The sequence below is a fragment of the Vibrio sp. FF266 genome, from assembly GCF_041439695.1.
GTDB lineage: Bacteria > Pseudomonadota > Gammaproteobacteria > Enterobacterales > Vibrionaceae > Vibrio > Vibrio tasmaniensis_A.
Map to the genome: position 1 here is coordinate 131,229 of NZ_JBGOOO010000005.1, position 22,149 is coordinate 153,377.

Annotated in this window: 22 protein-coding genes and 1 pseudogene; 12 read left to right on the forward strand and 11 right to left on the reverse strand. The window is 43.6% G+C overall.

What is annotated here, in order from left to right; all coding sequences use genetic code 11:
* The 3 genes from norV to ACED59_RS06305 form a co-directional block, all read right to left on the reverse strand.
* The gene (gene norV, locus ACED59_RS06295; RefSeq protein ID WP_017097802.1) at nt 1-1,506 is read right to left on the reverse strand and encodes an anaerobic nitric oxide reductase flavorubredoxin; all 1,506 of its coding nucleotides are present in this window, start codon (nt 1,504-1,506) and stop codon (nt 1-3) included.
* A 539-nt stretch (nt 1,507-2,045) separates the two neighbouring features.
* Nucleotides 2,046-2,702 (reverse strand): NAD(P)H-dependent oxidoreductase, encoded by a 657-nt coding sequence (locus ACED59_RS06300; RefSeq protein WP_009846099.1) that lies wholly within the window; start codon nt 2,700-2,702, stop codon nt 2,046-2,048.
* 323 nt (nt 2,703-3,025) lie between these two features.
* The gene (locus ACED59_RS06305) at nt 3,026-3,892 is read right to left on the reverse strand and encodes a hypothetical protein (RefSeq protein ID WP_009846100.1); all 867 of its coding nucleotides are present in this window, start codon (nt 3,890-3,892) and stop codon (nt 3,026-3,028) included.
* A 565-nt stretch (nt 3,893-4,457) separates the two neighbouring features.
* On the opposite strand from ACED59_RS06305, the gene ACED59_RS06310 reads away from it, so the two are divergent.
* The 3 genes from ACED59_RS06310 (at nt 4,458) to ACED59_RS06320 (ending at nt 8,283) form a co-directional block, all read left to right on the forward strand.
* Entirely contained in the window at nt 4,458-6,356 is a 1,899-nt protein-coding gene (locus ACED59_RS06310; protein ID WP_017097799.1) for a PTS mannitol transporter subunit IICBA, read from the forward strand.
* Nucleotides 6,357-6,547: 191 nt separating this feature from the next.
* A complete protein-coding gene (locus tag ACED59_RS06315) occupies nt 6,548-7,696 on the forward strand; it encodes a mannitol-1-phosphate 5-dehydrogenase (protein WP_017097798.1) in 1,149 nt (382 codons plus the stop codon).
* 50 nt (nt 7,697-7,746) lie between these two features.
* Complete coding sequence (locus tag ACED59_RS06320; RefSeq protein ID WP_017097797.1) at nt 7,747-8,283, forward strand: MltR family transcriptional regulator; 537 nt, start codon at nt 7,747-7,749, stop codon at nt 8,281-8,283.
* A gap of 32 nt (nt 8,284-8,315) precedes the next feature.
* On the opposite strand, the gene ACED59_RS06325 is transcribed toward ACED59_RS06320, so the two are convergent.
* From ACED59_RS06325 to ACED59_RS06340, 4 genes are all read right to left on the reverse strand, one after another.
* Nucleotides 8,316-8,732, reverse strand: a complete 417-nt coding sequence (locus tag ACED59_RS06325) for a hypothetical protein (RefSeq protein WP_009846104.1) — start codon at nt 8,730-8,732, stop codon at nt 8,316-8,318.
* A gap of 32 nt (nt 8,733-8,764) precedes the next feature.
* Nucleotides 8,765-9,040 carry a hypothetical protein gene (locus ACED59_RS06330; RefSeq protein WP_017097796.1) on the reverse strand — a complete coding sequence of 92 codons (276 nt, stop codon included), beginning with the start codon at nt 9,038-9,040 and terminating at the stop codon, nt 8,765-8,767.
* A 103-nt stretch (nt 9,041-9,143) separates the two neighbouring features.
* Nucleotides 9,144-9,944: a glucosamine-6-phosphate deaminase gene (gene nagB, locus ACED59_RS06335; RefSeq protein WP_009846106.1), complete on the reverse strand. Its 801-nt coding sequence runs from the start codon at nt 9,942-9,944 to the stop codon at nt 9,144-9,146.
* A 541-nt stretch (nt 9,945-10,485) separates the two neighbouring features.
* A complete protein-coding gene (locus ACED59_RS06340; RefSeq protein WP_017097795.1) occupies nt 10,486-10,839 on the reverse strand; it encodes a DUF413 domain-containing protein in 354 nt (117 codons plus the stop codon).
* A 156-nt stretch (nt 10,840-10,995) separates the two neighbouring features.
* Here ACED59_RS06340 and ACED59_RS06345 point away from each other — a divergent pair, with 156 nt between their 5' ends.
* Nucleotides 10,996-11,886, forward strand: a complete 891-nt coding sequence (locus ACED59_RS06345) for a LysR family transcriptional regulator (protein ID WP_029222811.1) — start codon at nt 10,996-10,998, stop codon at nt 11,884-11,886.
* Nucleotides 11,887-12,096: 210 nt separating this feature from the next.
* Here ACED59_RS06345 and ACED59_RS06350 read toward each other — a convergent pair whose 3' ends face one another.
* On the reverse strand, nt 12,097-12,300 hold the full coding sequence (locus tag ACED59_RS06350; protein ID WP_012601212.1) for a hypothetical protein: 204 nt from the start codon (nt 12,298-12,300) through the stop codon (nt 12,097-12,099).
* 232 nt (nt 12,301-12,532) lie between these two features.
* Here ACED59_RS06350 and ACED59_RS06355 point away from each other — a divergent pair, with 232 nt between their 5' ends.
* The 3 genes and pseudogenes from ACED59_RS06355 to ACED59_RS06365 all read left to right on the forward strand — a co-directional run bounded on the left by ACED59_RS06355 (nt 12,533) and on the right by ACED59_RS06365 (nt 15,134).
* Entirely contained in the window at nt 12,533-13,981 is a 1,449-nt protein-coding gene (locus tag ACED59_RS06355) for an AlkA N-terminal domain-containing protein (protein WP_017097793.1), read from the forward strand.
* 82 nt (nt 13,982-14,063) lie between these two features.
* Nucleotides 14,064-14,546 carry a methylated-DNA--[protein]-cysteine S-methyltransferase gene (locus ACED59_RS06360; RefSeq protein WP_017097792.1) on the forward strand — a complete coding sequence of 161 codons (483 nt, stop codon included), beginning with the start codon at nt 14,064-14,066 and terminating at the stop codon, nt 14,544-14,546.
* A 198-nt stretch (nt 14,547-14,744) separates the two neighbouring features.
* Nucleotides 14,745-15,134: pseudogene (locus tag ACED59_RS06365) on the forward strand (hypothetical protein).
* Here the strand turns inward: ACED59_RS06365 and nhaD are convergent.
* Nucleotides 15,131-16,570, reverse strand: coding sequence for a sodium:proton antiporter NhaD (gene nhaD, locus ACED59_RS06370; protein ID WP_012601208.1), 1,440 nt, complete (start codon nt 16,568-16,570; stop codon nt 15,131-15,133). The pseudogene ACED59_RS06365 and the gene nhaD overlap by 4 nt on opposite strands.
* Before the next feature lie 426 nt (nt 16,571-16,996).
* Between nhaD and ACED59_RS06375 the strand changes: the two genes are divergently transcribed.
* The 4 genes from ACED59_RS06375 (at nt 16,997) to ACED59_RS06390 (ending at nt 19,774) form a co-directional block, all read left to right on the forward strand.
* A complete protein-coding gene (locus ACED59_RS06375; protein ID WP_009846112.1) occupies nt 16,997-17,734 on the forward strand; it encodes a nucleoside recognition domain-containing protein in 738 nt (245 codons plus the stop codon).
* On the forward strand, nt 17,734-18,201 hold the full coding sequence (locus ACED59_RS06380) for a YjiG family protein (RefSeq protein ID WP_017097791.1): 468 nt from the start codon (nt 17,734-17,736) through the stop codon (nt 18,199-18,201). Before ACED59_RS06375 ends, ACED59_RS06380 begins: the two co-directional genes overlap by 1 nt.
* Nucleotides 18,202-18,848: 647 nt before the next feature.
* Nucleotides 18,849-19,235 carry an MAPEG family protein gene (locus ACED59_RS06385; protein ID WP_009846114.1) on the forward strand — a complete coding sequence of 129 codons (387 nt, stop codon included), beginning with the start codon at nt 18,849-18,851 and terminating at the stop codon, nt 19,233-19,235.
* Between the two features lie 8 nt (nt 19,236-19,243).
* Entirely contained in the window at nt 19,244-19,774 is a 531-nt protein-coding gene (locus ACED59_RS06390) for a hypothetical protein (RefSeq protein WP_009846115.1), read from the forward strand.
* A gap of 70 nt (nt 19,775-19,844) precedes the next feature.
* Here ACED59_RS06390 and ACED59_RS06395 read toward each other — a convergent pair whose 3' ends face one another.
* Together ACED59_RS06395 and ACED59_RS06400 are read right to left on the reverse strand one after the other, a co-directional pair.
* On the reverse strand, nt 19,845-20,480 hold the full coding sequence (locus ACED59_RS06395; protein WP_009846116.1) for an START domain-containing protein: 636 nt from the start codon (nt 20,478-20,480) through the stop codon (nt 19,845-19,847).
* Nucleotides 20,481-20,718: 238 nt separating this feature from the next.
* A complete protein-coding gene (locus ACED59_RS06400; protein ID WP_017097790.1) occupies nt 20,719-21,195 on the reverse strand; it encodes a YHS domain-containing (seleno)protein in 477 nt (158 codons plus the stop codon).
* Nucleotides 21,196-21,305: 110 nt separating this feature from the next.
* Here ACED59_RS06400 and ACED59_RS06405 point away from each other — a divergent pair, with 110 nt between their 5' ends.
* Nucleotides 21,306-22,145 carry an AraC family transcriptional regulator gene (locus tag ACED59_RS06405; protein WP_012601206.1) on the forward strand — a complete coding sequence of 280 codons (840 nt, stop codon included), beginning with the start codon at nt 21,306-21,308 and terminating at the stop codon, nt 22,143-22,145.
* Nucleotides 22,146-22,149: the final 4 nt, after the last annotated feature.

The window sequence follows — 22,149 nt, forward strand, 5'->3', positions numbered from 1 at the left end:
CTACTTCTCCACAAACACTTCTTTGCCTAAATGGCATTCAGGGCAAAGGAAATCATCAGGTACTTGCGCCCAAGGAGTTCCAGGTTCGACGCCTTGGTAGGGTTCGCCCAATTGTGGGTCGTACACCCATTCACACACTGTGCAACGCCAGCAAGTGCAGTCTGCACTGTGTGCTGGCTTATCTTGCGCTTCTTCTGGCTTCAGCTCTGTTGCGTCTTTGAGCTCGGTAGTGGTGTTTGCCGGTGCTTGTGTAGCTTCAAGCGGTGTTACATGATGTGATACTTGTTTCGGTGTGCTCACTTCATCTGCTTCTACACGCCAAACCTCGGCCAGTGTTATGCCGTAATCGATACATTGGCGAAGAGCGTCTGTGTCTGGTTTCCAATGGATGTGTTGTGGCGCACTGACTTCAAAGTTGGCTTCACGTAGTCGAGCGTCGATGCGTTTTACCGCGCCGCCTGTCCAACCTGAAGAACCAAATGCAGCGGCTCTTTTACCTGAAAAACGTAAGCCGTGGCTCTCTTCTAGTAGTGCAGCGATTTGCGGCATCATCACATTGTTCATGGTCGATGAACCAACAAGCACACCCTTTGAACGGAAGATATTGGCAAGGATGTCATTCTTATCGTGCTTAGAGATATTAAAGACCTTGATTGCTGTTTCTGGGCTGCCTTTACGGATACCTTTTGCAATTGCGTCAGCCATCATGCGAGTGTTGTTCGACATGGTGTCGTAGACAATGGTGATACGATCTTCTTTGTAGGCTTTAGACCACTCGTAGTATTGCTCAACAATTTGCGTCGCGTTGTCGCGCCAAATACAGCCATGAGAGGTGGCGATAACATCGATAGGCACACCTAAGTTCAATACTTCTTCTATCTTCGCTTTCACCAAAGGTGCGAAAGGTGTGAGGATGTTCGAGAAGTAACGCAGACATTGGTCATGAAGCTCGACTTGGTCTAGCTGATCGTTGAATAGGTTCTCATCACAGTAGTGCTGACCGAACGCATCGTTACTGAACAGGATCTCGTCACCAGTGAGATATGTTGCCATTGAGTCTGGCCAGTGCAGCATTTTCATCTCAACAAAGATGAGTTGCTTACCGTTACCGACATCGAGCGTGTCGCCTGTTTTAACGGTTCGGAAGTTCCAGTCTGGCTGGTGGTGATGGCCAACAATAGAGTTAACGCCAGCTTCTGTGCAGTAGACGGGTGTGTTTGGAATTTTGGCTAATAGTGCTGAAAGGGCACCTGAGTGGTCTTCTTCAGCATGCTGACAAATGATGTAGTCGATCTCATTGATGTCGATTTCCATCTCAAGGTTTGCAAGGAATTGTTCAGTAAAGCGATGATCAACGGTATCAACAAGCACCGTTTTCTCTTCACGAATCAGGTACGAGTTATAGCTGGTACCTTTGTTCATGTGGTATTCCTTACCATGGAAGTGTTCTGTTTCCCAATCGTGGACGCCAACCCAGTGAACATTTGATTTAACGTGAATAGTCATAATGATAATACCTTATTTAAATATCTAAGGTCATCATCGCACTAGTTGTGCCATGTTTTTAAGTATCTGTTTTAAATGTGTTTGTTTGGTCTTTGTGTTGTTTGGTGAGTCATTTTGACGCTCTGTATTTTGTGGTTAAAATGAATCTTAGGTGTCTTTATGACTTTGTGGGTTTATAGCGGTTTGGCAAGAAAATTAATGATGTTTGCTCAGAAAGAGCAGGGTGAGGAACCTGTTTCAACAAAGGGGATTATAGCGTAACTCCTGCGCTTCGCGAATTAGAACACGTGGATTGATTAGGTATTGGTGGTCTAAAAAGCGGCTGGAATGGCTAAAGCTGAGATAGAAAGGATGGATGCGAAATACAGACATGAAAAAGGCCAGACGAGTGTCTGGCCAAAACAAGGCAGTGTAATTTAACAGTCTGAAGTGCTGTTGAAACTATATTTTGTAAAACGAAAAAGCGTTTTAAAAATTAAAGCGTTGTAACTGTTTAACGTGTTATAGCTGTTGATTCATTCGTCATCTTAATTAACGCGTTAAAGCGTCGTCACGATTTCATCAAGAGCTAGGCGCGCTTTTGGTTTACCGTGGTTATAGTCTTCGCCGTCTTTGTGGTAGCCGATTGCTAGCGCTACATCAACAACGTGACCGTCTAGTTCGTCAGCAAACTCTTCACCGATCATAGCGGCATCTACGCCTTCCATCGGTGTTGAAGCAATACCAAGACGAGCCAGTGTGTGCATTGTGTTACCTAGCGCGATGTACACTTGAGACTTAGTCCAGTTTCCGTTGAAACCAGTCTCATCTGTGTTCATTTCTGCGAATGCGTAAGCCCCTAAGAACTGCTCGTACATTTCAGCGGGTAGGTGACCAGAGCTTACTTCTGTGTCAGCACGCTTTGCGAATTTCTCTTTAGTGTACTTAGGATCGTGAGCAAACAGGATCGTATGTGACGCTTCTTTCGCATGCGGTTGGTTAAACTGGAACATGTTCTCGAAAGTATTGTGGAAGCGTTGTTTTGCTGCGTCACTCTCAATGATGATGAATTTCCAAGGCTGAGAGTTGATAGAAGAAGCTGACAAACGAAGTGCTTCTTTGATTACTTCCATGTCTTCCGCAGAGATGCGCTTTTCTGCATCGTATTTTTTAGCTGTGTAGCGAGTGTTTAGATCTGAAATGATTGGATGAGTCATGTTGAATCCTAATATCTATCAATATAAATGTTGTAGGGTGTTATGTTCGGTAACGTCAACAATAAACGGATAACGCATTTAGGCTATATCTCTATAGAAGTCGTTTCTAGAACAGTCAGCCTCTAAAAGGCTGAACGCTTAAATGGCTATCGAACATGCCCCAATAAATCGAGTATCTGCGGTAGCTCAAGTTGATGGGTGTAAGATAATAGAAGATTGGCTTGGGAAAAATAGCGAACACATCAAATCACTATGGTTAATAATGTCCATAATGATTTGATTAGTGTGATCTGGATGTGTGTTGGTTTTCGAAAATCAGCCAGTTAGTACGCTTTGATTCCATATTGGCGTAATAAAGAGGGAAGTACACTGTCGAGGTTTGGGATATCTTCAGGGTTAAGTTCAATCAAGCTAAAACCGTGCTCTTGGTAAACTTTCTTGGTCGCATTTCGTTTGTCTTCTTCTATAGGGCCTGAATCTGTTCCCCAGAACTGAATGTATACCTTGCCGCTTGGCAGGTAGAAATCGCTCATTACTTCTTTTGATATCGGGAGCGGACGTTCATAGGCATGAACCACTCCCGCCATATAAAGCCAGTTATCGATGATCAGCTCTCCCTTTGAACGCACATAATGTCCGTCTAAGGTTCGGTGTTTCGCCTCAAATTTCTGACGAAAGCTAGAAAACGAGACATCGGTAGAGTGGCTTTCAGCATCATGCCCTAGAAATTCGACAACAGATTGCTTCAAACGTTTATTGCGAACTAACGAATCGTGCCATACCACAAATAGGTTTTGAGTCGCTTTATCTTCCCTTTGCTCACCGCCTGCTTTTAAGCCTGTTGAGGTGACATGCCAACCATCTTCTTCACGTGTTATCCAACCAAGCTCGCTGAGCAACAGGTTAATTTTTTTTGCGCTAAGTTGAAAGGCACTGCCTAGTTGAGTTGCCGTTAGCGTTTTTCCAGAGAAAGAATCTAGGTCGATGAGTAGTTTTTCTGGCCAGACAATAAAGACACCAAACTTCTTGTGTTCGACATACTCCCCACCAAAGCTTTCGCCTCGTTCTGTGAGTACCCAACGCTCCTGTGAACGCACGATATAGCCAGCTGTTTTCAAATCACTGAATAGAGCCTTTGCTTCTATCCCTTTTTGTTTGGCTAGTGCTGATGTGGAAATCTTGTCTGGCATAGTCTGTTTCTCAATTAGCAGTAGAACTGCTGATTAATGTTGAGGGGCTGTTGTATAGAATAGGGAAATACAATAACACAACTGTTGATACTAACTGCAGTTCACTGGTCCATGTTTTTAGTGAGTATTCGCTCTCATTTTGAATGTTAAGCAAAATGTCGCCTAATTTGTAATTAAATTACAGTTTTAGGATTTTTACCCATCTTGGTGCATATTTATTATTCGTGACACGATGTTCTTTTATACGGGTTATATAGATCTCAGATGCTATATTTTATTAAGTGTGATTTATATCACTATTTATTTTTAAGTATTACAAAATAAAATGCGATCTAGATCTTGCGTTAATGATATTTATTCTCATTAATTTGGCTTTGTAATTTAAATTCATGATGTTTTTGTGATCTAAGGTGTACTCGTTAACCCGAAAGTGTTTTTTGCGTGTGATGGTTATCACGAAAGTTGGGCTGAGGTGCATTTTAAAAATGTTGTGATACATTTTAATCGACTTTTGAGTACACACTTTCGGTCATTTGACCAACCAATACATTACGGGGTTCTACCTATGTTATCACCAGAAGCAAAGATTAAGGTTCAAAACTTTGGTCGTTTCTTATCCAATATGGTAATGCCAAACATCGGCGCATTCATTGCGTGGGGTTTCATTACTGCACTATTCATTCCAACGGGTTGGTGGCCTAACGAAACGTTAGCATCAATGGTTGGTCCAATGATCACATACCTATTACCACTATTGATCGGTTATACCGGTGGTAAAATGGTTGGTGGCGACCGCGGTGCCGTAGTGGGTGCTATCACAACGATGGGTGTTATCGTTGGTACTGATATCCCAATGTTCATGGGTGCAATGATTGTTGGTCCACTGGGTGGTATCGCAATTAAGAAATTCGATGAAGCTGTTCACGGTAAAGTGAAGAGTGGTTTCGAAATGCTAGTGAACAACTTCTCTGCGGGCATCATCGGCATGATCTGCGCGATCATCGCGTTCATCGTGATTGGCCCTGCGGTTAAAGTTCTGTCTTCTGGTTTGGCGGCTGGTGTTAACGTAATGGTTGAAGCGGGTGCATTGCCTCTTGCCTCTATCTTTGTTGAACCTGCGAAAATCCTATTCCTAAATAACGCAATCAACCACGGCATCTTCTCTCCACTAGGTATCCAGCAATCTGAAGAAATTGGTCGCTCAATCTTCTTCCTAATCGAAGCGAACCCAGGTCCAGGTCTTGGTCTTCTACTTGCTTACATGGTGTTTGGTAAAGGTAGCGCGAAGCAGTCTGCTGCTGGTGCATCTATCATCCACTTCCTAGGTGGTATCCACGAAATTTACTTCCCTTACGTTCTAATGAACCCACGTCTAATTCTTGCTGTAATCGCGGGTGGTATGGCGGGTGTATTCACTAACGTAGTGTTCGATTCTGGCCTTATCTCTCCAGCATCACCAGGTTCTATCTTTGCTATCTTGTTGATGACGCCAAAAGGTTCTTACATCGGTGTTGTACTTTCTGTAATCGCTGCAACGGCTGTGTCTTTCATCGTAGCTTCAATCCTACTTAAGACTTCAGCTCAAGGTGATGACGAAGATTCACTAGAAAAAGCATCGGCTCAAATGAAAGACATGAAAGCGTCTTCTAAAGGTGCAGCATCAGAAGCTGGTGTAAACCTAGCGGATGTGAAAGCTGTCTATGTAGCTTGTGATGCAGGTATGGGTTCGAGTGCAATGGGTGCTGGTCTACTTCGTAAAAAGGTAGCAGCAGCAGGCCTAGATATTGAAGTAACAAACTACGCAATCAACAACCTACCGGCTGATTCGCAAATTGTTATCACGCATAAAGACTTAACAGATCGTGCTCGTAACACCGTACCAGGTGCAATGCACATGTCTCTGAACAACTTCTTAGATGGCGCAGTATACGACAACCTAGTAGCAGAACTTGTTGAAGCACAAAGTGGTGAAGCGAAAGTAGAAGCTCCGGCTCCTGCAGCAGCACCAGCTCAAGAAGGCAACAAGCTTGCACTGACTAATGACAGCATCTTCCTTGGCCTTAAAGCGACTCAGAAAGAAGACGCAATTAAGTTTGCTGGCGAACAATTAGTAAAACTTGGCAACGTATCACCAGAATATGTAGATGGCATGTTTGCTCGTGAAGAGCTTGTGTCTACTTACCTAGGTGAGTCTATCGCTGTACCACACGGCACAATCGAAGCGAAACAGTACGTACAAAAAACCGGCATTGTTTTCTGTCAGTACCCCGAAGGTATTCAATGGGGCGAAGATGAAGATGAAGATGATATCGCGAAGATGGTTATCGGTATTGCCGCACAAGGCGATGAGCACAACATGGTGCTGATGGCTATTACCAATTCACTCGACGATGAAGAAGCTGTGGAATGCCTACAGAACACAACAAACCCTGCTGATGTTCTACGTATTCTCAACGGAAACTAACAAGCTCTAGTCAAGCTCCTGAGTGAAGGAGGCCAGTATCCCCCTACTGGCCTCATTTCCGGTCTCAATCTTTATCTGTAGATAAAGGTTCGGTCTGAATAGGTCACTGCTTAATGCCTAGGACGTGATTGAAAGCGGCATGTGTTTGAGTGGTTAGCTATTTAGATTCAAATATTTATAAGGTCAAAATTATGAAAGCGTTACATTTTGGTGCAGGTAATATCGGTCGTGGTTTCATTGGTAAGCTTCTTTCTGATGCTGGTATGAAGGTTACGTTTGCTGACGTAAATGAAACGGTTGTAAATGCGTTAATTGAACGCCAAGAATACCCAGTTAAGATTGTTGGCGAAGAGTGTGTTGTCGAAGTTGTTAAGAACGTGTCAGCAGTAAACTCAGCGACAAGCGCAGTAGTAGATTGCATTTCTGAGTCTGATCTTGTGACGACAGCAGTGGGCCCTACGGTTCTTAAAATCATCTCTAAGTCTATCGCTCAAGGCATTGAAAAGCGTGCAGCTGCAAACAACACTGCACCAATGAACATCATCGCGGCAGAGAACATGGTTCGCGGTACTAGCCAATTAAAAGCAGCCGTGTTAGAGCACCTTTCTGATGAAATGAAAGCGTTCACTGAAGAGCACATTGGCTTTGTTGATTCAGCGGTTGACCGTATTGTTCCACCGGCAGAAGCGGGCGAAACAGACCCTCTAGCGGTAACGGTTGAAACGTTCAGCGAGTGGATCGTAGACCAAACACAATTCAAAGGTGAGATTCCAAATATCCCAGGTATGGAATGCACTGACAACCTAATGGCTTTCGTTGAGCGTAAACTGTTTACGCTAAACACAGGTCACTTAGTAACGGCATACCTTGGTGTGCTTGCCGGTCATGAGACTATTAAAGATTCTATCGAAGATGACGTAATCCGTGCTGAAGTAACAGCGACGATGGAAGAGAGTGGTGCGGTTCTGATTAAGCGTTACGGCTTTGATCCAGAAGCTCACGCTGCCTACATCCAAAAGATTCTCGGTCGTTTTGCTAACCCGTTCCTACGTGATGAAGTGGGTCGCGTTGGTCGTCAACCTATTCGTAAGCTGAGCCCACAAGATCGCCTAGTTAAGCCTCTAAACGGTACATTAGAGTACGGCCTACCGAATGCTCACCTAGTAAAAGCAATCGCTGCTGCGTTCCATTACAAGAACGAAGACGACCCTCAAGCGGTTGAACTTCAAGCAATGTTCGCAGAAAAAGGCTTTGCTGAGACATTAGCGCATTATTCTGAGCTGAATAGTGACTCAGAAGTTGTTAAACTAGCGGAAGAAGCTTATCTAGCATTGAAATGATAAACCATCAAAGTGCCACACCAGTGGCACTTTATTCTTTTAGAGCAACCATGCCCATACATACAACACACGAATCAGAGTTACTTGAAGAACTAGCCGAATCAGCTGATGCTGCGGAGTGCCTGTTGTGCGCCTACGATGTCTTAGAAGACATGCTGGACGCTTTGTTGAAAAGTATCTTCTATAAAGATGACTACGCAGTAAAATTTGTTGTTGACCCTCTCCTCACCACCGATGGCCCTTTAGGGGAAATTCAGGTTCGAACAAAATTATTGTTAGGGTTAGGCGTGATCAGTAAAGAGGTGTATGACGATATTGAAGTTTTCGTTACTCTAAAAGAGTGGGTAAATATTCAAGAAGGTCAGGTGAATTTCTGGGACCAAGATGTCGTTTTTGAACTTAATCGTATCAATGCTATTCAAAAAATGATGCCAATCGACTACGCCCCGGAGTTGGTCGAAGGCATGTCTGATGATATGAAGCGGATGTTTTTAGAGCGCCATTTTCAAAAAGTGCGCTCTACGATAGTGCTAGCGGTTAATGATATACATCAGCAGTTAGCGAAAGAGAATGTGCTGACCTCTTAAGCTATCTCTAGGTAGTGAAAGTAAGCTCGGTGCTATTTATGATCTACTTTTGTCAACCACAGATCACACTGATCGATGAGCTCTTGCAAAAATTGTGTTGGGTTCGCAAGTTTCTCATTTCCTTTTACACTTGTTGTCGTTACCTGCCAAAAACTCAGTGAGACTAGGTTTCTTTTGTATAGGAACTCATTTAACTCTGCTGATGAAAGCGCAAGGGTCTCCCCAAACACATCATATAACTGTTGTATAACTGGCTTTAGCTCTGTGATAGTGCCTTTCAGAAACTGCTCTGAAGTCAGGTTTTCAATGGCTTGGGTATCACTAGAACTGTTTTGTTTACAAAGTGCTCTAATCGACTGGTAGAGTGAGTTTTCCAATCTTTGTACTGAAAGCAGAGCTTTTCCAAGTAGAGATAGTTGTTCATTGCTTAGGTTAGTTGTGTCTGTCATTTAAGTCAGTTCCTAATAAATTGAAGTCTGTTTTACCTGAATTTTGAGCTAGCTTGTTCGGGCGTATAGGTGTCTGCATTGAAAATAATATAGTCACCGCTTATCAATTTTTCACATTGAATTTGTCCTTTAAAGCCAATGCTGCACAGTTTTTTTAGCAAGTGTGGCTTGGCGTTATCGTAGACAATATTCAAAAAAGGAAGGTGGTTAGAGTGAACTACGTTATGTAGATTAAACTCTTCTAATGCCTCTGAGAGGTAATCACTGTCAGTCAGTTCGATGACCTCGACAATTTCATTCAACAACATGTCTATTTCCATATTTTTTAGTTGATAGCGATTGTGACATAAAAAAAAAACCACTTCCGATAGAAGAAGTGGTTTTAATTCTACAATCAAGATCTACATCAAATTATAGGTCTTGAATGTTCTCAGCTTCTAGCTCTTGGAAGTAGCGAAGAGTCTTAACTTTTAGCTCTTGTTGAGCTGGCTCATCAGCAACGATGATAGCTTTACGGTGCATCTGTAGAGCGGTAACAGTCCACATGTGGTTTACAGAACCTTCGATAGCCATTTGAAGCGCTTGCGCTTTGTTGTGGCCTAGAGAAAGGATCATTACTTCTTCAGAATCTAGAAGAGTAGCAACACCGATAGTTAGTGCGTATTTAGGAACTTGGTTGATGTCGCCATCGAAGAAACGAGAGTTCGCGATACGAGTGTCTTCAGTCAACGTTTTGATACGAGTGCGTGAAGATAGAGAAGAACCTGGCTCATTGAATGCGATGTGACCGTCGATGCCTACGCCGCCCATGAACAGGTTGATTTTGCCGTATGAACGGATTTTCTCTTCGTATGCTGCACAGTGAGCATCGATGTCTTCAGCTTTGCCGTCTAGCAGGTTGATGTTTTCTGCTTGGATATCAACGTGGTTGAAAAAGTTCTCGTGCATGAATGTGCGGTAAGACTCTGGGTGGTTAGGGTCGATACCAACGTACTCATCCATGTTGAATGTTACAACGTGCTTGAAGCTTACTTCGCCAGCTTTGTAAAGTTCAATTAGCTCAGCGTAAGTAGTTAGAGGTGTGCTACCAGTAGGAAGACCTAGTACAAATGGACGCTCAGCAGTTGGAGCGAATTTGTTGATCGAATCTGCGATATGACGAGCAGCCCATTTACCTACTTTTGCTTTGTTGCTTAATGGAATAAGTCTCATTGATTTTGCCCCTAGAAATTAAATATTATAGTGTTCTGAAACATTAATTCGCATTATAAAATAAGTTATCAGATTCCGCTATTGTTTTAGGTCAAGTTTTTGCCTTTTTGATCATATCTGTGATTGGAATTCTCAAAATTGCACAATTATTGTATGGATATTTGGTGGCGTTAAACAAGATTAATACGTTTGTCATATATCGTCGGATGGATTTGATTCAGGGGCTGAAGGATCAACAAACTTTATTGGATGAAGAGTAAGGGGGCAATGAAAATGCGATCAAAGTATGGTGGCTATGTGGCACTGCCGTACAAAAAATAAGGAAGTTTCGCCGACAGGCGTGAATTATCATTGGGTATATTTAAGAATAGTGATTATTCAAAGGTATCACTATGAATTTTATATAAATATTGGTAAAACTGGACAGGTTGGCTAAACTTATTAATTACGAAGAAGATGCGAGTTTATTTTAAGTTCCCGCTAATCCGAGATGAACCCAAAAAAAGCTCAAAGTGATGAGGTATCACTTTGAGCTGTTTTACTAATCTTCTAACACTAACTCTCTTTCGTATTCTTCCCGAGAAACTTCGCTGCGTTTGCAGCCGTTTAGGGTATGAAAGCGACGGCGTCCACGAGCCAGTTGAATGTACTTCAACCAAACACGCTCTAACTTGGACTTCGCCTTATGAGGGTGAGACAACACTTTGATGAAATGTTTTTCTTCTGAGTTGCTTGGCGAAAGTTCGCCAGTCTCAAGTGCAAGCATAGTGTCACCAAACAAGGTTAGGATTTCCTCTTCTGAAAGAGTAAAATCACCCGACTTAGCAAACCCTCGTGGGAATTTAATGGTGTCATAAAAACGTTTTTTTCCGTGTCGGAATTCGGTCTCAGACATATCAGCCTCAGTAATGTGGTTAGATAGAAATTAGTGTTTATTGCTCACGCGAAAATATTGTTAAAAGGCTAAAATAGGAAACAAAACGTTTTTGCCTTTACGATAAACAATCCTAGATCGGCTAGTTAGCAGATTTATTACAGAGATGTATTTTTGATGGATGTGAAAGTATTTAGAACCTTTCTTGAGGTTGCAAGGGTGCGCCACTTTGGGCGTGCAGCTGAAAACTTGTATTTAACACAAGCAGCGGTGAGTGCGCGGATTAAACAGCTTGAAGGCTATTTTGATACTCAGCTCTTCATTCGTGACCGCAATAACATCAAGCTGACCTCTTCTGGTGAGCGTTTGATTGGTTATGCTGAAGTGATGGTATCCACCTTACAACAAGCCAAATTTGAGCTGTCGTTAGAGAGTGGAAAAGCGTTGCAGTTAACACTGGGTGGCACACCGAATATCTGGGATGCGTATCTACAAAACTGCTTAAGTGTGGTGACCGACTCTTTCGGTGGCTACGGCTTTATGGCCGAGGTGATGGGTCGCGAACAGCTGAACCGTAATTTGCTAGAACGAACCTTAGACATGGCTTTTGCTTTCGATCAGATCAAAGCGGAAGAGCTGAACTGTAAAAAAGTCGCTGACTTGGTTTTGGTGTTGGTATCAACGGAGCAAGATGATCTGGAATCTGTATTCCAACATAAATACGTTTATGTAGACTGGGGAACGCGTTTTGGTTCTGAACACGCCGAGCGTCACCCCAAAGTGCCTGCGCCGTATCTACGTACCTCAACAGCTCGTATCGCTTTAGATTTTATCTTAGAGAAAGGTGGCAGTGCGTATTTACCTGTTTCTATGGTTGAACCTTTTATCGAGTCGGGTCAATTGCACAAGGTCAAAGGGGTTGAAGACTGGTATCGTCCAATTTACCTGAGCTACCGTAAAAGCAGTACTTCGGTTGATGCGATCATTCAGGTTGAGAAGTTGGTTAATGAAATTGACCCATCGACTGCCTACACGTTGCAACAAGCCGCTGAACAAACACCAGAGTAACAGCTGTTTCTGTAACCAATATGCTTTGTTGACTAAATAAAAATGGCTCCTAACTAGTTATATAGTTGGGAGCCATTTTTGTTTTTAAACCAGAGATGATTTTCTTTTCCAAATCAGAGATAACCCTAACTCGGATAAAACCGTTTAAGCCTGGTATGCGTAACCTTTTTTAAAAGCCCTATCACTTCAAAGCACTATTCTTCGAAAATTCTAGAGATTCATTAGATTCTCGATAGACTCTTCAAGAGAGTGTGACATGTAAGAATGGATTTGATTGCCATCCGTTGCGTCAATCTCAATCTTAGAAATCCCCTTATCCGCTTCGTCTTCAAGAAAGCTTAGAGACTGTTCGACTGATTGACTGGTGAGAACCTGTTGGTTTGATAAAACAATACGACATGTGTGAAGAACCATAGCCTTTTCCTTATTATTCGATAGGTCTCTGCATCTTAATGTGCTGAGTACCGTTCGTTGACGTTGTGAGAATAATCCTTTCTCAAGGTTAAATTTAGTCGAATTGAGCGAAAAGAAAACCCTTTTTTGTGATTTATCTAACCTTCAGTTCCGAAAATGGCTAGCGACAATAACAGTTCACGGTAAACTTTTAGTTATTGGAGCACAGTATGGCTAATGAGAAGGACAGAGTATGTCTAAGAATATTCATCACAACAGCGCGTTAACGAGTGAGCAGTGCCATTTGGCTCGATATGCGCGAGATGTTCGCTTTGATGGGATGTTTTTCACAGCGGTGAAAACCACCGGGATTTTTTGTCGCCCTATTTGCCCTGCAAGCCCACCCAAAGAAGAAAATGTCGAATACTTTTCTCATCAAGCTCAGGCTTTGAAAGCGGGTTATCGCCCATGCTTACGTTGCCGACCAGACAGCGCGCCTTTTTCTCCGGCTTGGAAAGGTGTTGAAACTACCTTTCTGCGAGCTATGCAATTAATCGACAACGGTGCGCTGAATTCGGGGTCGATTGTCGACCTTGCCACTCGACTAGGCATCTCAGATCGTTATTTACGAACCTTGTTCGACAATTACATCGGGGTGTCACCGAAGCAATATAGCCTTTATAGCCAGTTGATGTTTGCCAAGCAGTTACTGCATACCAGCAGCATGAGCATTACCGATGTCGGTTTTGCGAGTGGTTTTAACAGCACGCGCCGCTTCAATGATGCCTTTCAAAAAGAGCTTCAGCTTTCGCCAAGTCAAATACGAAGAGCTAAGCCAAGTAACAATCTAAGTAATCATATCCAACTCAGTTTCCATGGCCCGTTGGACTGGGATCATTTGCTGGGCTTTTATCGACGACGAATGATCGAAGGCTTAGAAGAGGTGGGCGACGGTTATTACCAACGCACAGTGAACGTGAACGGCTCGAAGGGCTGGTTCAAGGCCACTTTAGCCAAAGAGAGCAGTTTGGATATTGAGTTTGAGTTGGATGATATGAGCCAATTAAGAAGTTTGATCGCCAATATTCGACGTATGTTCGACCTTGATGTTGATATCAGCAAAGTTGAAGATTTCTTTAGCACCATTGATCCCAACTTGGTGGCTAAGAGTGGTATTCGTATCCCTGGTGTGTGGAGTGCTTGGGAAGCCGGAGTAAGAGCTATTCTCGGGCAGCAAGTCTCGGTAACAGCGGCCATTGGTCAGCTCAACTTGTTGGTGCGAAAGCTCTCAGGTTCATATCAGGTGTTTGATTCACAAGAGCAAGCTAATTCACAAGAGTGCTCTGACTTACAACAAATTGCTGATTCATCAGAGAAAGCGTATTTCCCTACACCTAAACAAATAGCTGATGCTGATGTGAGCTTTCTAAGGATGCCGGGAAGTCGTAAGGAAACCTTAAAGCGTTTTGCCCAATACATGGTCGATAACGAAGCTGAGCATCCTTCTAAGTGGATTGATCTCAAAGGTATTGGTCCTTGGACGATTCAATATGCGCTGCTGCGCGGGCTCAGTGAACCTAACCACTTGCTAGTAGGCGATTTGGTGGTGAAGAAATTCATCGAGCATCGCCCTACCATTAATACAGAGAGTGTTTCGCCTTGGGGAAGTTACGCCACGTTCCATTGTTGGAATCAGTCTTAAACGATGTTTCAAGTGGAATAGAGATACCTCTCTGATATAGAAGCAATGAATAAACATCGGAATTACCAAGCTAGGAGAGATTATGACTAACCGTTTTACTTATTATCAAAGTCCACTAGGAACCGTGACGTTACAGGCGAACGATGAAGGGCTGCTCGGCCTTTGGTTTGAAACTCACACTACCAAGCCTGAACAGTTAGGTGTTCAAGATGATAGCTTTCCGATCTTTGCGTTGGCTATCAAACAGCTCGATCGTTATTTTGCTGGTGAAGCTATCCAGTTTTCTGTGCCTATCGCAGCCAAGGGCACTCCGTTTCAGCAGTCGGTTTGGCAAGCGCTGATGACCATTCCTTATGGAGAAACATGGAGCTATGCACAATTGGCCGATGCGATTGGTAACCCAAAAGCGGTGCGTGCAGTGGGTTTGGCGAATGGCAAAAATCCGGTGTCTGTGATTGTGCCGTGTCATCGTGTGATAGGTAAAAATGGAAAGCTGACGGGTTATGCGGGTGGCGTAGAACGTAAACAACGCTTGTTAGTGATTGAGGGAAGAAAACAAACTTAGAAAGCTACTTAGCTAGCGACTTGAAACTCTGTTCTGTCGGTTAAGGTTGAAGGTTTGTACGACTGAGGAGGAATATTAAGAGGCCTCAAGCGTGACTCTGCAATAAAAACGTGACTTTGCAATAAATTCGCCACTTTCTGGAAAATAATGATTTGGTTGCATATTATTTAGCCATGTTTTTTAGGCAAGGATGCCCAAATGAATAACCATCATTTTCTGATAATAGCTTTCACTAGTGTGTTATTGCTGACCGGTTGTTTAACTGATACTAGTCGCCCCTTTGAAGTACCGCAGCTTGTTTTGTTCAAAGGGATGTATGAGAACGCGGACGATAACAGCTATCTACTTTTTGAGTCAGGACAAATGACCTATTAAACAATCGGTAACACGGTCACTAGAACTTATCGTATTGAAAATGATTTGATTAACATCGAGTTGAATTCAGGAAATAGCCGAGTGGATTCTGGGCTGATGATGCGTATTCAACAAGAAGGAGCAGTGTTAACCTGCAACCAGTGTCCAGCAGTGCAGTTAAGCAACGTCTGGACACGTGTTGAAAAGCCTTTAGTTGATTCCCCTTTAGACTAGAACATATCACCGTTCAGCCATAGGTGAGCGGCGATACTGACCCCATAACCAATCATGATTACTGGCATCCATTTTAAGTGGCCAAAAAAGGTGTACTTACCATGTGCAGCCCCCATTAATGCCACACCAGCGGCACTACCAATAGACAATAAGCTGCCGCCAACGCCCGCGGTTAGGGTGATCAGTAGCCAGTTGCCCATCGACATTTGGGGTTCCATGGATAACACGGCAAACATCACCGGAATGTTATCGACAATAGCCGATAAGATCCCCACCATGACGTTGGCCCAAATTGGATCCCACTGGCTATACATCACGCCCGAAGCTAATTCCAAGTAACCAAGTAGACTCAAGCCACCGACACACATTACCACGCCGTAGAAGAACAAAAGCGTGTCCCATTCGGCATGAGAAACTCTTCGAAATACATCGAATGGCACAACAGAACCGAGTCGTTTCAGGGCGCCTTCATCGTTATTGGCGATCGCTACCGCCTTTTTCTTGGCGAGTGAGTTGGGCAAAGTCTTGCGTAAGTAATAGCCAAAGAACTGCAGATAGGCGAGCCCCATCATCATGCCCATTACTGGAGGGAAGTGGAGTACGGCATGGAAAGCAACAGCGGTCGCTATTGTCATGATGAACAAGAATACGATGCGCCTCGCACCACGTTTTAATTCAACGTGTTGATGGACTGTGTCGGGCTGAGTGGTGGGTACAAAGTAAGACATGATCAACGCAGGGACGAGGTAATTCATCACCGAAGGAATAAACAAAGGAATAAACTCACTAAAACTCACATAGCCAGCCTGCCACACCATGAGCGTTGTGATGTCTCCGAATGGACTGAATGCACCGCCAGCATTGGCGGCTATCACGATATTCACGCAGGCTAGGTTGACGAATTTAGGGTTAGAACCTGCCACTTTAAGAACCACAGCGCACATCAGTAGAGCTGTCGTGAGGTTGTCGGCGATAGGTGAGATAAAGAAGGCCAGAATACCGGTTATCCAGAACAAAGAGCGAAAGTTAAAGCCTTTGCCTACCATCCACGCTTGCAACGCATCAAACAGTCTTCTCTCTTCCATGGCGCTAATGTATGTCATGGCGACGAGTAGAAAGAGTAATAGTTCGGCGTATTCGAGTAAGTTGTGTTCGAGCGCTTGTTTGGCGACTTCAACAAGGTTGTGTTCTTGGTAGGTAAAACCAATGATTATCCAGATCAGGCCCGCTGCAAGTAGAACTGGCTTGGATTTTCGGAGTTTTAGGTATTCTTCCATCATCACCACGATGTAGGCGACAACGAAAATGGTCAGCGATAGGTAGCCAGCAAATGAACTGGTTAGTTTGAGCGGCTCTCCCAACTGAGAAGTGGCAGCGCCTGCTACCGTAGAAAAAAATAATAAAGAGAGAACAGCAGAAAGCTGGATACCTAACATGGATTACGCTCCGAAGTTAATCAGTTATTAACACGGGTAAAAGCGTAGACCTAAATAACCCTGTTCAGTGTGATAGATATCTTAATAATTCAATAGATTATATAGAAAACAGTAGATTGGGTGAAAACGTGAGATCACGATGAAAGATTTTTTTGAGCTTTCTATTCGAAGCCTGATTATTGTGGCGATTATGTGCGTTTTTGGTTGCGGTGTTGAAGCTAGGTTTGTTTAGTTTTGTATGAGAAGTATTCTAATTTTTTTAGCGTATACCTCTACTTTAAAATTTGAATCACAGTTTTATATGTTGCTTTGGTTCTTCTATTTAAACCGATGCACTATTTGATTTTGGTCATTAACCTTTTGCTCATTAGTTTGCACTATCTATACGTGTTCTGTTCCACATAAACGAGATGTATAGAGGTCCTTATGACTAATCCAACCAAAACCGATCGTAAAGTCACGATCGGCAGCTATATCGCACTCGCGTTCGCGATTGTGTTCTTTTCAGGCTTAATGCAGTCCAATGAATGGTATGGAGTGCTCGATTTTACGACGCTCAACGGTTCATTTGGTAAGGTCGCTTACGATGTGAGTGAGTCGGCTGATGGTATCCAAGCGGCAACGACGTCACTGCGTGGTAAAGGCGGTAGTGGTGCGCGCGACGGTTTCATTTTTGCATTGACACTTATTCCGACCGTGATGTTTGCACTGGGTATGATCAACGTACTTGAGCACTACGGTGCACTGGACGCGGCTCGTAAACTACTAACTCCACTACTTCGTCCTTTAATGGGTATTCCGGGCAACTCAGGCTTGGCACTGATTGCTTCTCTGCAAAGTACCGATGCGGGTGCTGCGATGACACGTCAGCTCAAAGATGAAGGGCATTTGACTAAGCGTGAAACCGATGTGTTCACCATGTTCCAGTTTACTGCGGGTGCGGCGATCGTTAACTTTTTCTCTTCAGGTGCGGTGTTGTTCACTCTAACGGCGATGGATGGTTCTTTGGCAGTGACATCGTCAATAGGTCTTGCTGTTGCGGTGATGTTTATCTTCAAGTTTGTTGGTGCGAACTTATTCCGCCTTTACCTCAATATTACTGAAGGTAAAGAAGACAAAACAAAATCAGACAAAGAACAAAAACTGGAAGAGGAAGTAGCATAATGAGCGAAGTTAAAGCAAAGAAACCAATGGTTACTGATATTTTCGTTGAAGGTGCTAAGAAAGGCTGGGTTATTGCGACAACCTCTACAGTACCTAATGTTCTGATGGCGTTTGTGATTATTAAGGCGTTGCAGATTACTGGTGCACTGGATCTGATGGGTAGTGTGTTTGCACCTATCATGGCGGTATTTGGTTTACCGGGCGAAGCGGCAGCAGTATTGATTGGCGCGTGGATGTCGATGGGTGGTGCAGTCGGTGTGGTTATCACGCTATTTGACCAAGGCATTCTGAACGGCAACCATATTGCTATCTTGGCGCCAGCTATCTACTTGATGGGTTCTCAGGTGCAATATATGGGACGCATCATGGGACCAATTGGTACTGAAGGTCGTTATATTCCTGTGATGATCGCGATTTCAGTATTGAATGCGTTTGGTGCTATGTTTTTTATGAACATTATTTTGTAACGTGGCTTTGAACGATTAGCTACTATTTGAACGATCAGTTACTAATAGCTTTTCGATGTTGAAAAAAGAAACCCCGTTTGGCTTTCACCAAACGGGGTTTATTCTTTTTCGTAGCCATCCTGCTACTGACGTTGTTACTTATTTTTTAATAAGGTCACGTATGCTCCTTGCATCGTTCCTTGATTTGGCTAAATCCTTTAACCTATCCAATCCATCGCCTTCCTAGCGGTGTCCATGCTAACTCATCATCCTGACAAGTGACTCTATCCTAGAGTAAAACTTCCTTGCTGATCACTCATCCTAAGCCATCAAATCTTCATCCTGAAGATACCTAATCCGTTAGGCTTTTTCCTGTTCCTGCCAACTCCCTGTCGACATGAGTATTAAACACTTTGGAGGCTTTATTCGCAATTAGCCTTAGGAAATAAATATCCTCGTTAACTAAAATAAATATGCGTGGATTCATATAAAACAAGGGGTTGGGTTTGTAATTTTACTTTTTTCTGCGAAGCTTGACTGTGATCTCTTACGTTCGGTGTGAGAGATCTCTTACAAATGTTCGGGCGCGAATATCATTCGTTGTCGAACTCATCCGTCGATAGGTGAGCGAAATACGCTCAACAAACTCAAAGTAATAGGAAAATATAATGGTTACAGCACTTTACGCAGCCTTGCTGACGGTCGTAATGATTTGGTTGGCGATAGAAGTCATTAAGCAAAGACGAATCAATCTGGTTGCTCATGCAGATGGCGGTGTTGAGTCGCTACAGATAGCACGTTCCGCACAAAGTAATGCAATGGATTACATCCCAATTACGGTTATTTTGATGGGCTTTTTGGAGATGAATGGTGCCAGTGTGTGGCTTATTCATGCCATTGGTGTTGCATTTATTCTGGGGCGTGTGATTCATGCAAAAGGTATTCTGGCAAAAAACTTAAAGGGTAGAAAAGTGGGCATGGTGTTGACGCTTATCTGCATGATCTCTTTGATTGTCCTAAACTTAGCTTACCTACCTTTTGATAAAATGTTCTAGGGAGCATTATGGCATTGCGCCTTCCCCCTGCTTGGGCGATTGTCCTTGCAGGTCTCATACTGAACGTCATGGCTATTGTCATGTCGAGCTTGGTGCTCGACAAAATTGAAGCGGAAAAATCGGAATACAACGATCGTAAATACGGTAATGTGTACTCAATACAACTGGCCTGGAATACGATCGAAACCTTAGAGCGCAAGCGTGAAGCCATTCTGATCCACCTAGATAAACCCTCAACAGAAACCGCTCAACCTGCCACCATCCTCGATGAAGCGCTGCGCGGCCAACTCCGGAGTTGGGTGAGTGAGGAGGTGCCAGCCATCTCGTTGGCTAATTTACCCAAGCTTATGATGCTGATAAACAGTGCTCAAGAAGCCCAACGAGCACGAATTGATGACTACTATTTGGATAATCTGACCTTGGTTGAATTAATCCAAAGGCTCGATGAAAAAATGGCTTTCTACAAGAATATTGCCCTGTTTCTTCAGGTGTTTGGTTTAGCACTTATCTTAGCTCGCGACCTCGCTAGAAGGCCTTAGTATCTATTTATCTACCACTTATCTACTCACTTACTTAGCTACCTAGTTATCTACCCATCGACTGGTATCGCTAGCGAGACTCACTTGGCAGGTTAGGGTGCTGCTGGCCTTGGTACTTCTGTAATTGTTCTTTTAGCCCTTTAAACGTGCTCAGTGCACTATCAATCGATAATTTGTTCATTAACCAATTTGGCAGGATGCCACCTGCGTTCGCGTAAGCGGTATAGGTGATATAGGTATTACCATTGGTGAGCGGTTGCAGAGTCCATAAGGCATCTACATCATAAATTCGAATGTATCCCGACTCTTTCGCCAAATAATCAGACGCATCCTTGATCGACAAGACAAACTGCCCATCCTCGACGCTGTATTTTGAGTAGGTCACCATATCGCGGTCTCTGGCAGGCCAAGGCGCTTTGAACTGGGTATAGACGATATTTTCATCCTCAGATATCTGCATCAAAACACGACTTTCCGATACGTTATCTATCCAGTTTGGCACGTTCGCGCTGTCTTCCAATAACAGCAAAAAACCAGAATAAGTGGTGGGCGTTTGCATTTGTGCTCGTATTTCTACCAAGCCTTCAGTGTGAGGTCTCTTATCAATGATGATGCCATCTTCACTTTTCACGAACTGCCATGGAGCAGCGTAAGTCAGTGTTGATAAAGCATAGAGTCCGATTGCTAAAATCCTAGGTAATATCATTATTCTTCCATGAAAAGAAAAGCTTATCTTTAGGAGTATAGAATAAAAATGGTTTTGATTCGTGCTGAAATCGCACTGATTTCTCTCTGATTTGAGCGTTACATCGCTGTTTATCTTGGTGTTATCAATAATTGGCTGCTTATTTGTATTTGAGCCGTGAAAATAAAAACGGAAGCGTTCGGTCGCTTCCGTTTTGTTAGTGGGCAATGGATAAACGTTGAAGGCTAGAACCTAGAACTTAAAGCTTGTAGGCATCCACGGTTTTTATAGTGGTCCAATTGCTGTTGGCGTCTTGGATGAATTCTTGCGTATTCTCCAGCCAACGCTTTTGAACTGACTTATCTAAGTTCAAGTACAGCTTCCCACCTTCTACTTTCCAAGCTAGTGGGTCCGTTTCAAATTTCTTACCCATTGCCACACCAAAGGCACAATAGCCACCATATTGAGGTGCATAAGCCGATGGGTTAGATCGGAATTCATCTCGGTTTTCACTGCTCACAAAGTTATAAATCGCATTCTTATAAGTCGCTGTGAATTCAGATGTGCCTTTAACTGGCCCCTCATTGGCAAAGTAAGCGACAGGGTCATAACCTTTAATGGCGAGGTCATTGTTGTCGACACTCATATCAAGGTCTGCTGCCATTAACGAAAAGCTGGTTCCTAGTAACGCGGCCAATAGAGTGACTTTTTGACTGGTCGATTTCATGTGTGACATATCAAGTTCCTTGTCAGTGTTGGTTATTTTGTTTGAAGTAATTTAGCCCACTTGTCCGGTCTATAAAGGGACAAAAGAACTAAAAACTAAGCGAATCGTTCGGAGAGTGCATGGATCTGCTGTCACAATTAATGGAACACTTCTCGATACGCACTGGCGTTTTCTATTCTGGAAACCTGTGTGGGGTGTCGTCATTTAACGCGCAACAAGGCAAAGAAGGGCACCTTCACGTATTGAGAGCGGGCGAGTTGACCTTATCTGGTGCTCATATGGAATGCAGGCAGCTTTCTCAGCCCTGTATTATTTATCTGCCGAATAGCACACCACATGTAATTGAAGGTGTGGGAGAAGGTGCTGAGCTTGTGTGTGCGAACGTGGAGTATCGTTCAGGGCAGATGAATCCTTTATTATCGGCTCTGCCCGACATGATAGTGATTCCGTTTGAAGATGCACCGAACTTAATGCCTGTGATTGAGGTGCTGTTTCGAGAGTCGGGGCAAGCATCTTCAGGACAACAATCGTCAGGGCAGCAATACCTAATGGACAAGTTGAGTGATGCGTTGATGGCGTTGATTTTTCGTCATCTCATTGAACAGCAAAAAATCGATAGCGGCGTTTTCTCTGCTCTTGCACACCCAAGGCTTGCTGCTGTGGTGACGGCTATTCACCGGTTGCCTGCTCGTCACTTTTCGGTTGCAGAAATGGCGTCATTGGCCGCGATGTCTCGAACTCAGTTTATAGAAGCGTTCAAGCGTGAGGTGGGTGAAACGCCGGGAGATTACGTGCAAAAGTGGCGTGTTTCCGTTGCTCAATCTCTGTTACTGCAAAATAAGCCCATCAACTGGGTTGCCGATGAAGTCGGTTACAACAGTTATTCAGGTTTCTCACGCGCATTTCAGCATGTATCGGGTGTGTCGCCACGTCAGTGGTTAAAAGAGAGTAACGCATAAGAGG

Excerpts from the sequence above, each read along its gene's own strand:
- norV (WP_017097802.1), bottom strand. The coding sequence starts at position 1,506 with ATGACTATTCACGTTAAATCAAATGTTCACTGGGTTGGCGTCCACGAT.
- ACED59_RS06300 (WP_009846099.1), bottom strand. The coding sequence starts at position 2,702 with ATGACTCATCCAATCATTTCAGATCTAAACACTCGCTACACAGCTAAA.
- ACED59_RS06305 (WP_009846100.1), bottom strand. The coding sequence starts at position 3,892 with ATGCCAGACAAGATTTCCACATCAGCACTAGCCAAACAAAAAGGGATA.
- ACED59_RS06310 (WP_017097799.1), top strand. The coding sequence starts at position 4,458 with ATGTTATCACCAGAAGCAAAGATTAAGGTTCAAAACTTTGGTCGTTTC.
- ACED59_RS06315 (WP_017097798.1), top strand. The coding sequence starts at position 6,548 with ATGAAAGCGTTACATTTTGGTGCAGGTAATATCGGTCGTGGTTTCATT.
- ACED59_RS06320 (WP_017097797.1), top strand. The coding sequence starts at position 7,747 with ATGCCCATACATACAACACACGAATCAGAGTTACTTGAAGAACTAGCC.
- ACED59_RS06325 (WP_009846104.1), bottom strand. The coding sequence starts at position 8,732 with ATGACAGACACAACTAACCTAAGCAATGAACAACTATCTCTACTTGGA.
- ACED59_RS06330 (WP_017097796.1), bottom strand. The coding sequence starts at position 9,040 with ATGTTGTTGAATGAAATTGTCGAGGTCATCGAACTGACTGACAGTGAT.
- nagB (WP_009846106.1), bottom strand. The coding sequence starts at position 9,944 with ATGAGACTTATTCCATTAAGCAACAAAGCAAAAGTAGGTAAATGGGCT.
- ACED59_RS06340 (WP_017097795.1), bottom strand. The coding sequence starts at position 10,839 with ATGTCTGAGACCGAATTCCGACACGGAAAAAAACGTTTTTATGACACC.
- ACED59_RS06345 (WP_029222811.1), top strand. The coding sequence starts at position 10,996 with ATGGATGTGAAAGTATTTAGAACCTTTCTTGAGGTTGCAAGGGTGCGC.
- ACED59_RS06350 (WP_012601212.1), bottom strand. The coding sequence starts at position 12,300 with ATGGTTCTTCACACATGTCGTATTGTTTTATCAAACCAACAGGTTCTC.
- ACED59_RS06355 (WP_017097793.1), top strand. The coding sequence starts at position 12,533 with ATGTCTAAGAATATTCATCACAACAGCGCGTTAACGAGTGAGCAGTGC.
- ACED59_RS06360 (WP_017097792.1), top strand. The coding sequence starts at position 14,064 with ATGACTAACCGTTTTACTTATTATCAAAGTCCACTAGGAACCGTGACG.
- nhaD (WP_012601208.1), bottom strand. The coding sequence starts at position 16,570 with ATGTTAGGTATCCAGCTTTCTGCTGTTCTCTCTTTATTATTTTTTTCT.
- ACED59_RS06375 (WP_009846112.1), top strand. The coding sequence starts at position 16,997 with ATGACTAATCCAACCAAAACCGATCGTAAAGTCACGATCGGCAGCTAT.
- ACED59_RS06380 (WP_017097791.1), top strand. The coding sequence starts at position 17,734 with ATGAGCGAAGTTAAAGCAAAGAAACCAATGGTTACTGATATTTTCGTT.
- ACED59_RS06385 (WP_009846114.1), top strand. The coding sequence starts at position 18,849 with ATGGTTACAGCACTTTACGCAGCCTTGCTGACGGTCGTAATGATTTGG.
- ACED59_RS06390 (WP_009846115.1), top strand. The coding sequence starts at position 19,244 with ATGGCATTGCGCCTTCCCCCTGCTTGGGCGATTGTCCTTGCAGGTCTC.
- ACED59_RS06395 (WP_009846116.1), bottom strand. The coding sequence starts at position 20,480 with ATGATATTACCTAGGATTTTAGCAATCGGACTCTATGCTTTATCAACA.
- ACED59_RS06400 (WP_017097790.1), bottom strand. The coding sequence starts at position 21,195 with ATGTCACACATGAAATCGACCAGTCAAAAAGTCACTCTATTGGCCGCG.
- ACED59_RS06405 (WP_012601206.1), top strand. The coding sequence starts at position 21,306 with ATGGATCTGCTGTCACAATTAATGGAACACTTCTCGATACGCACTGGC.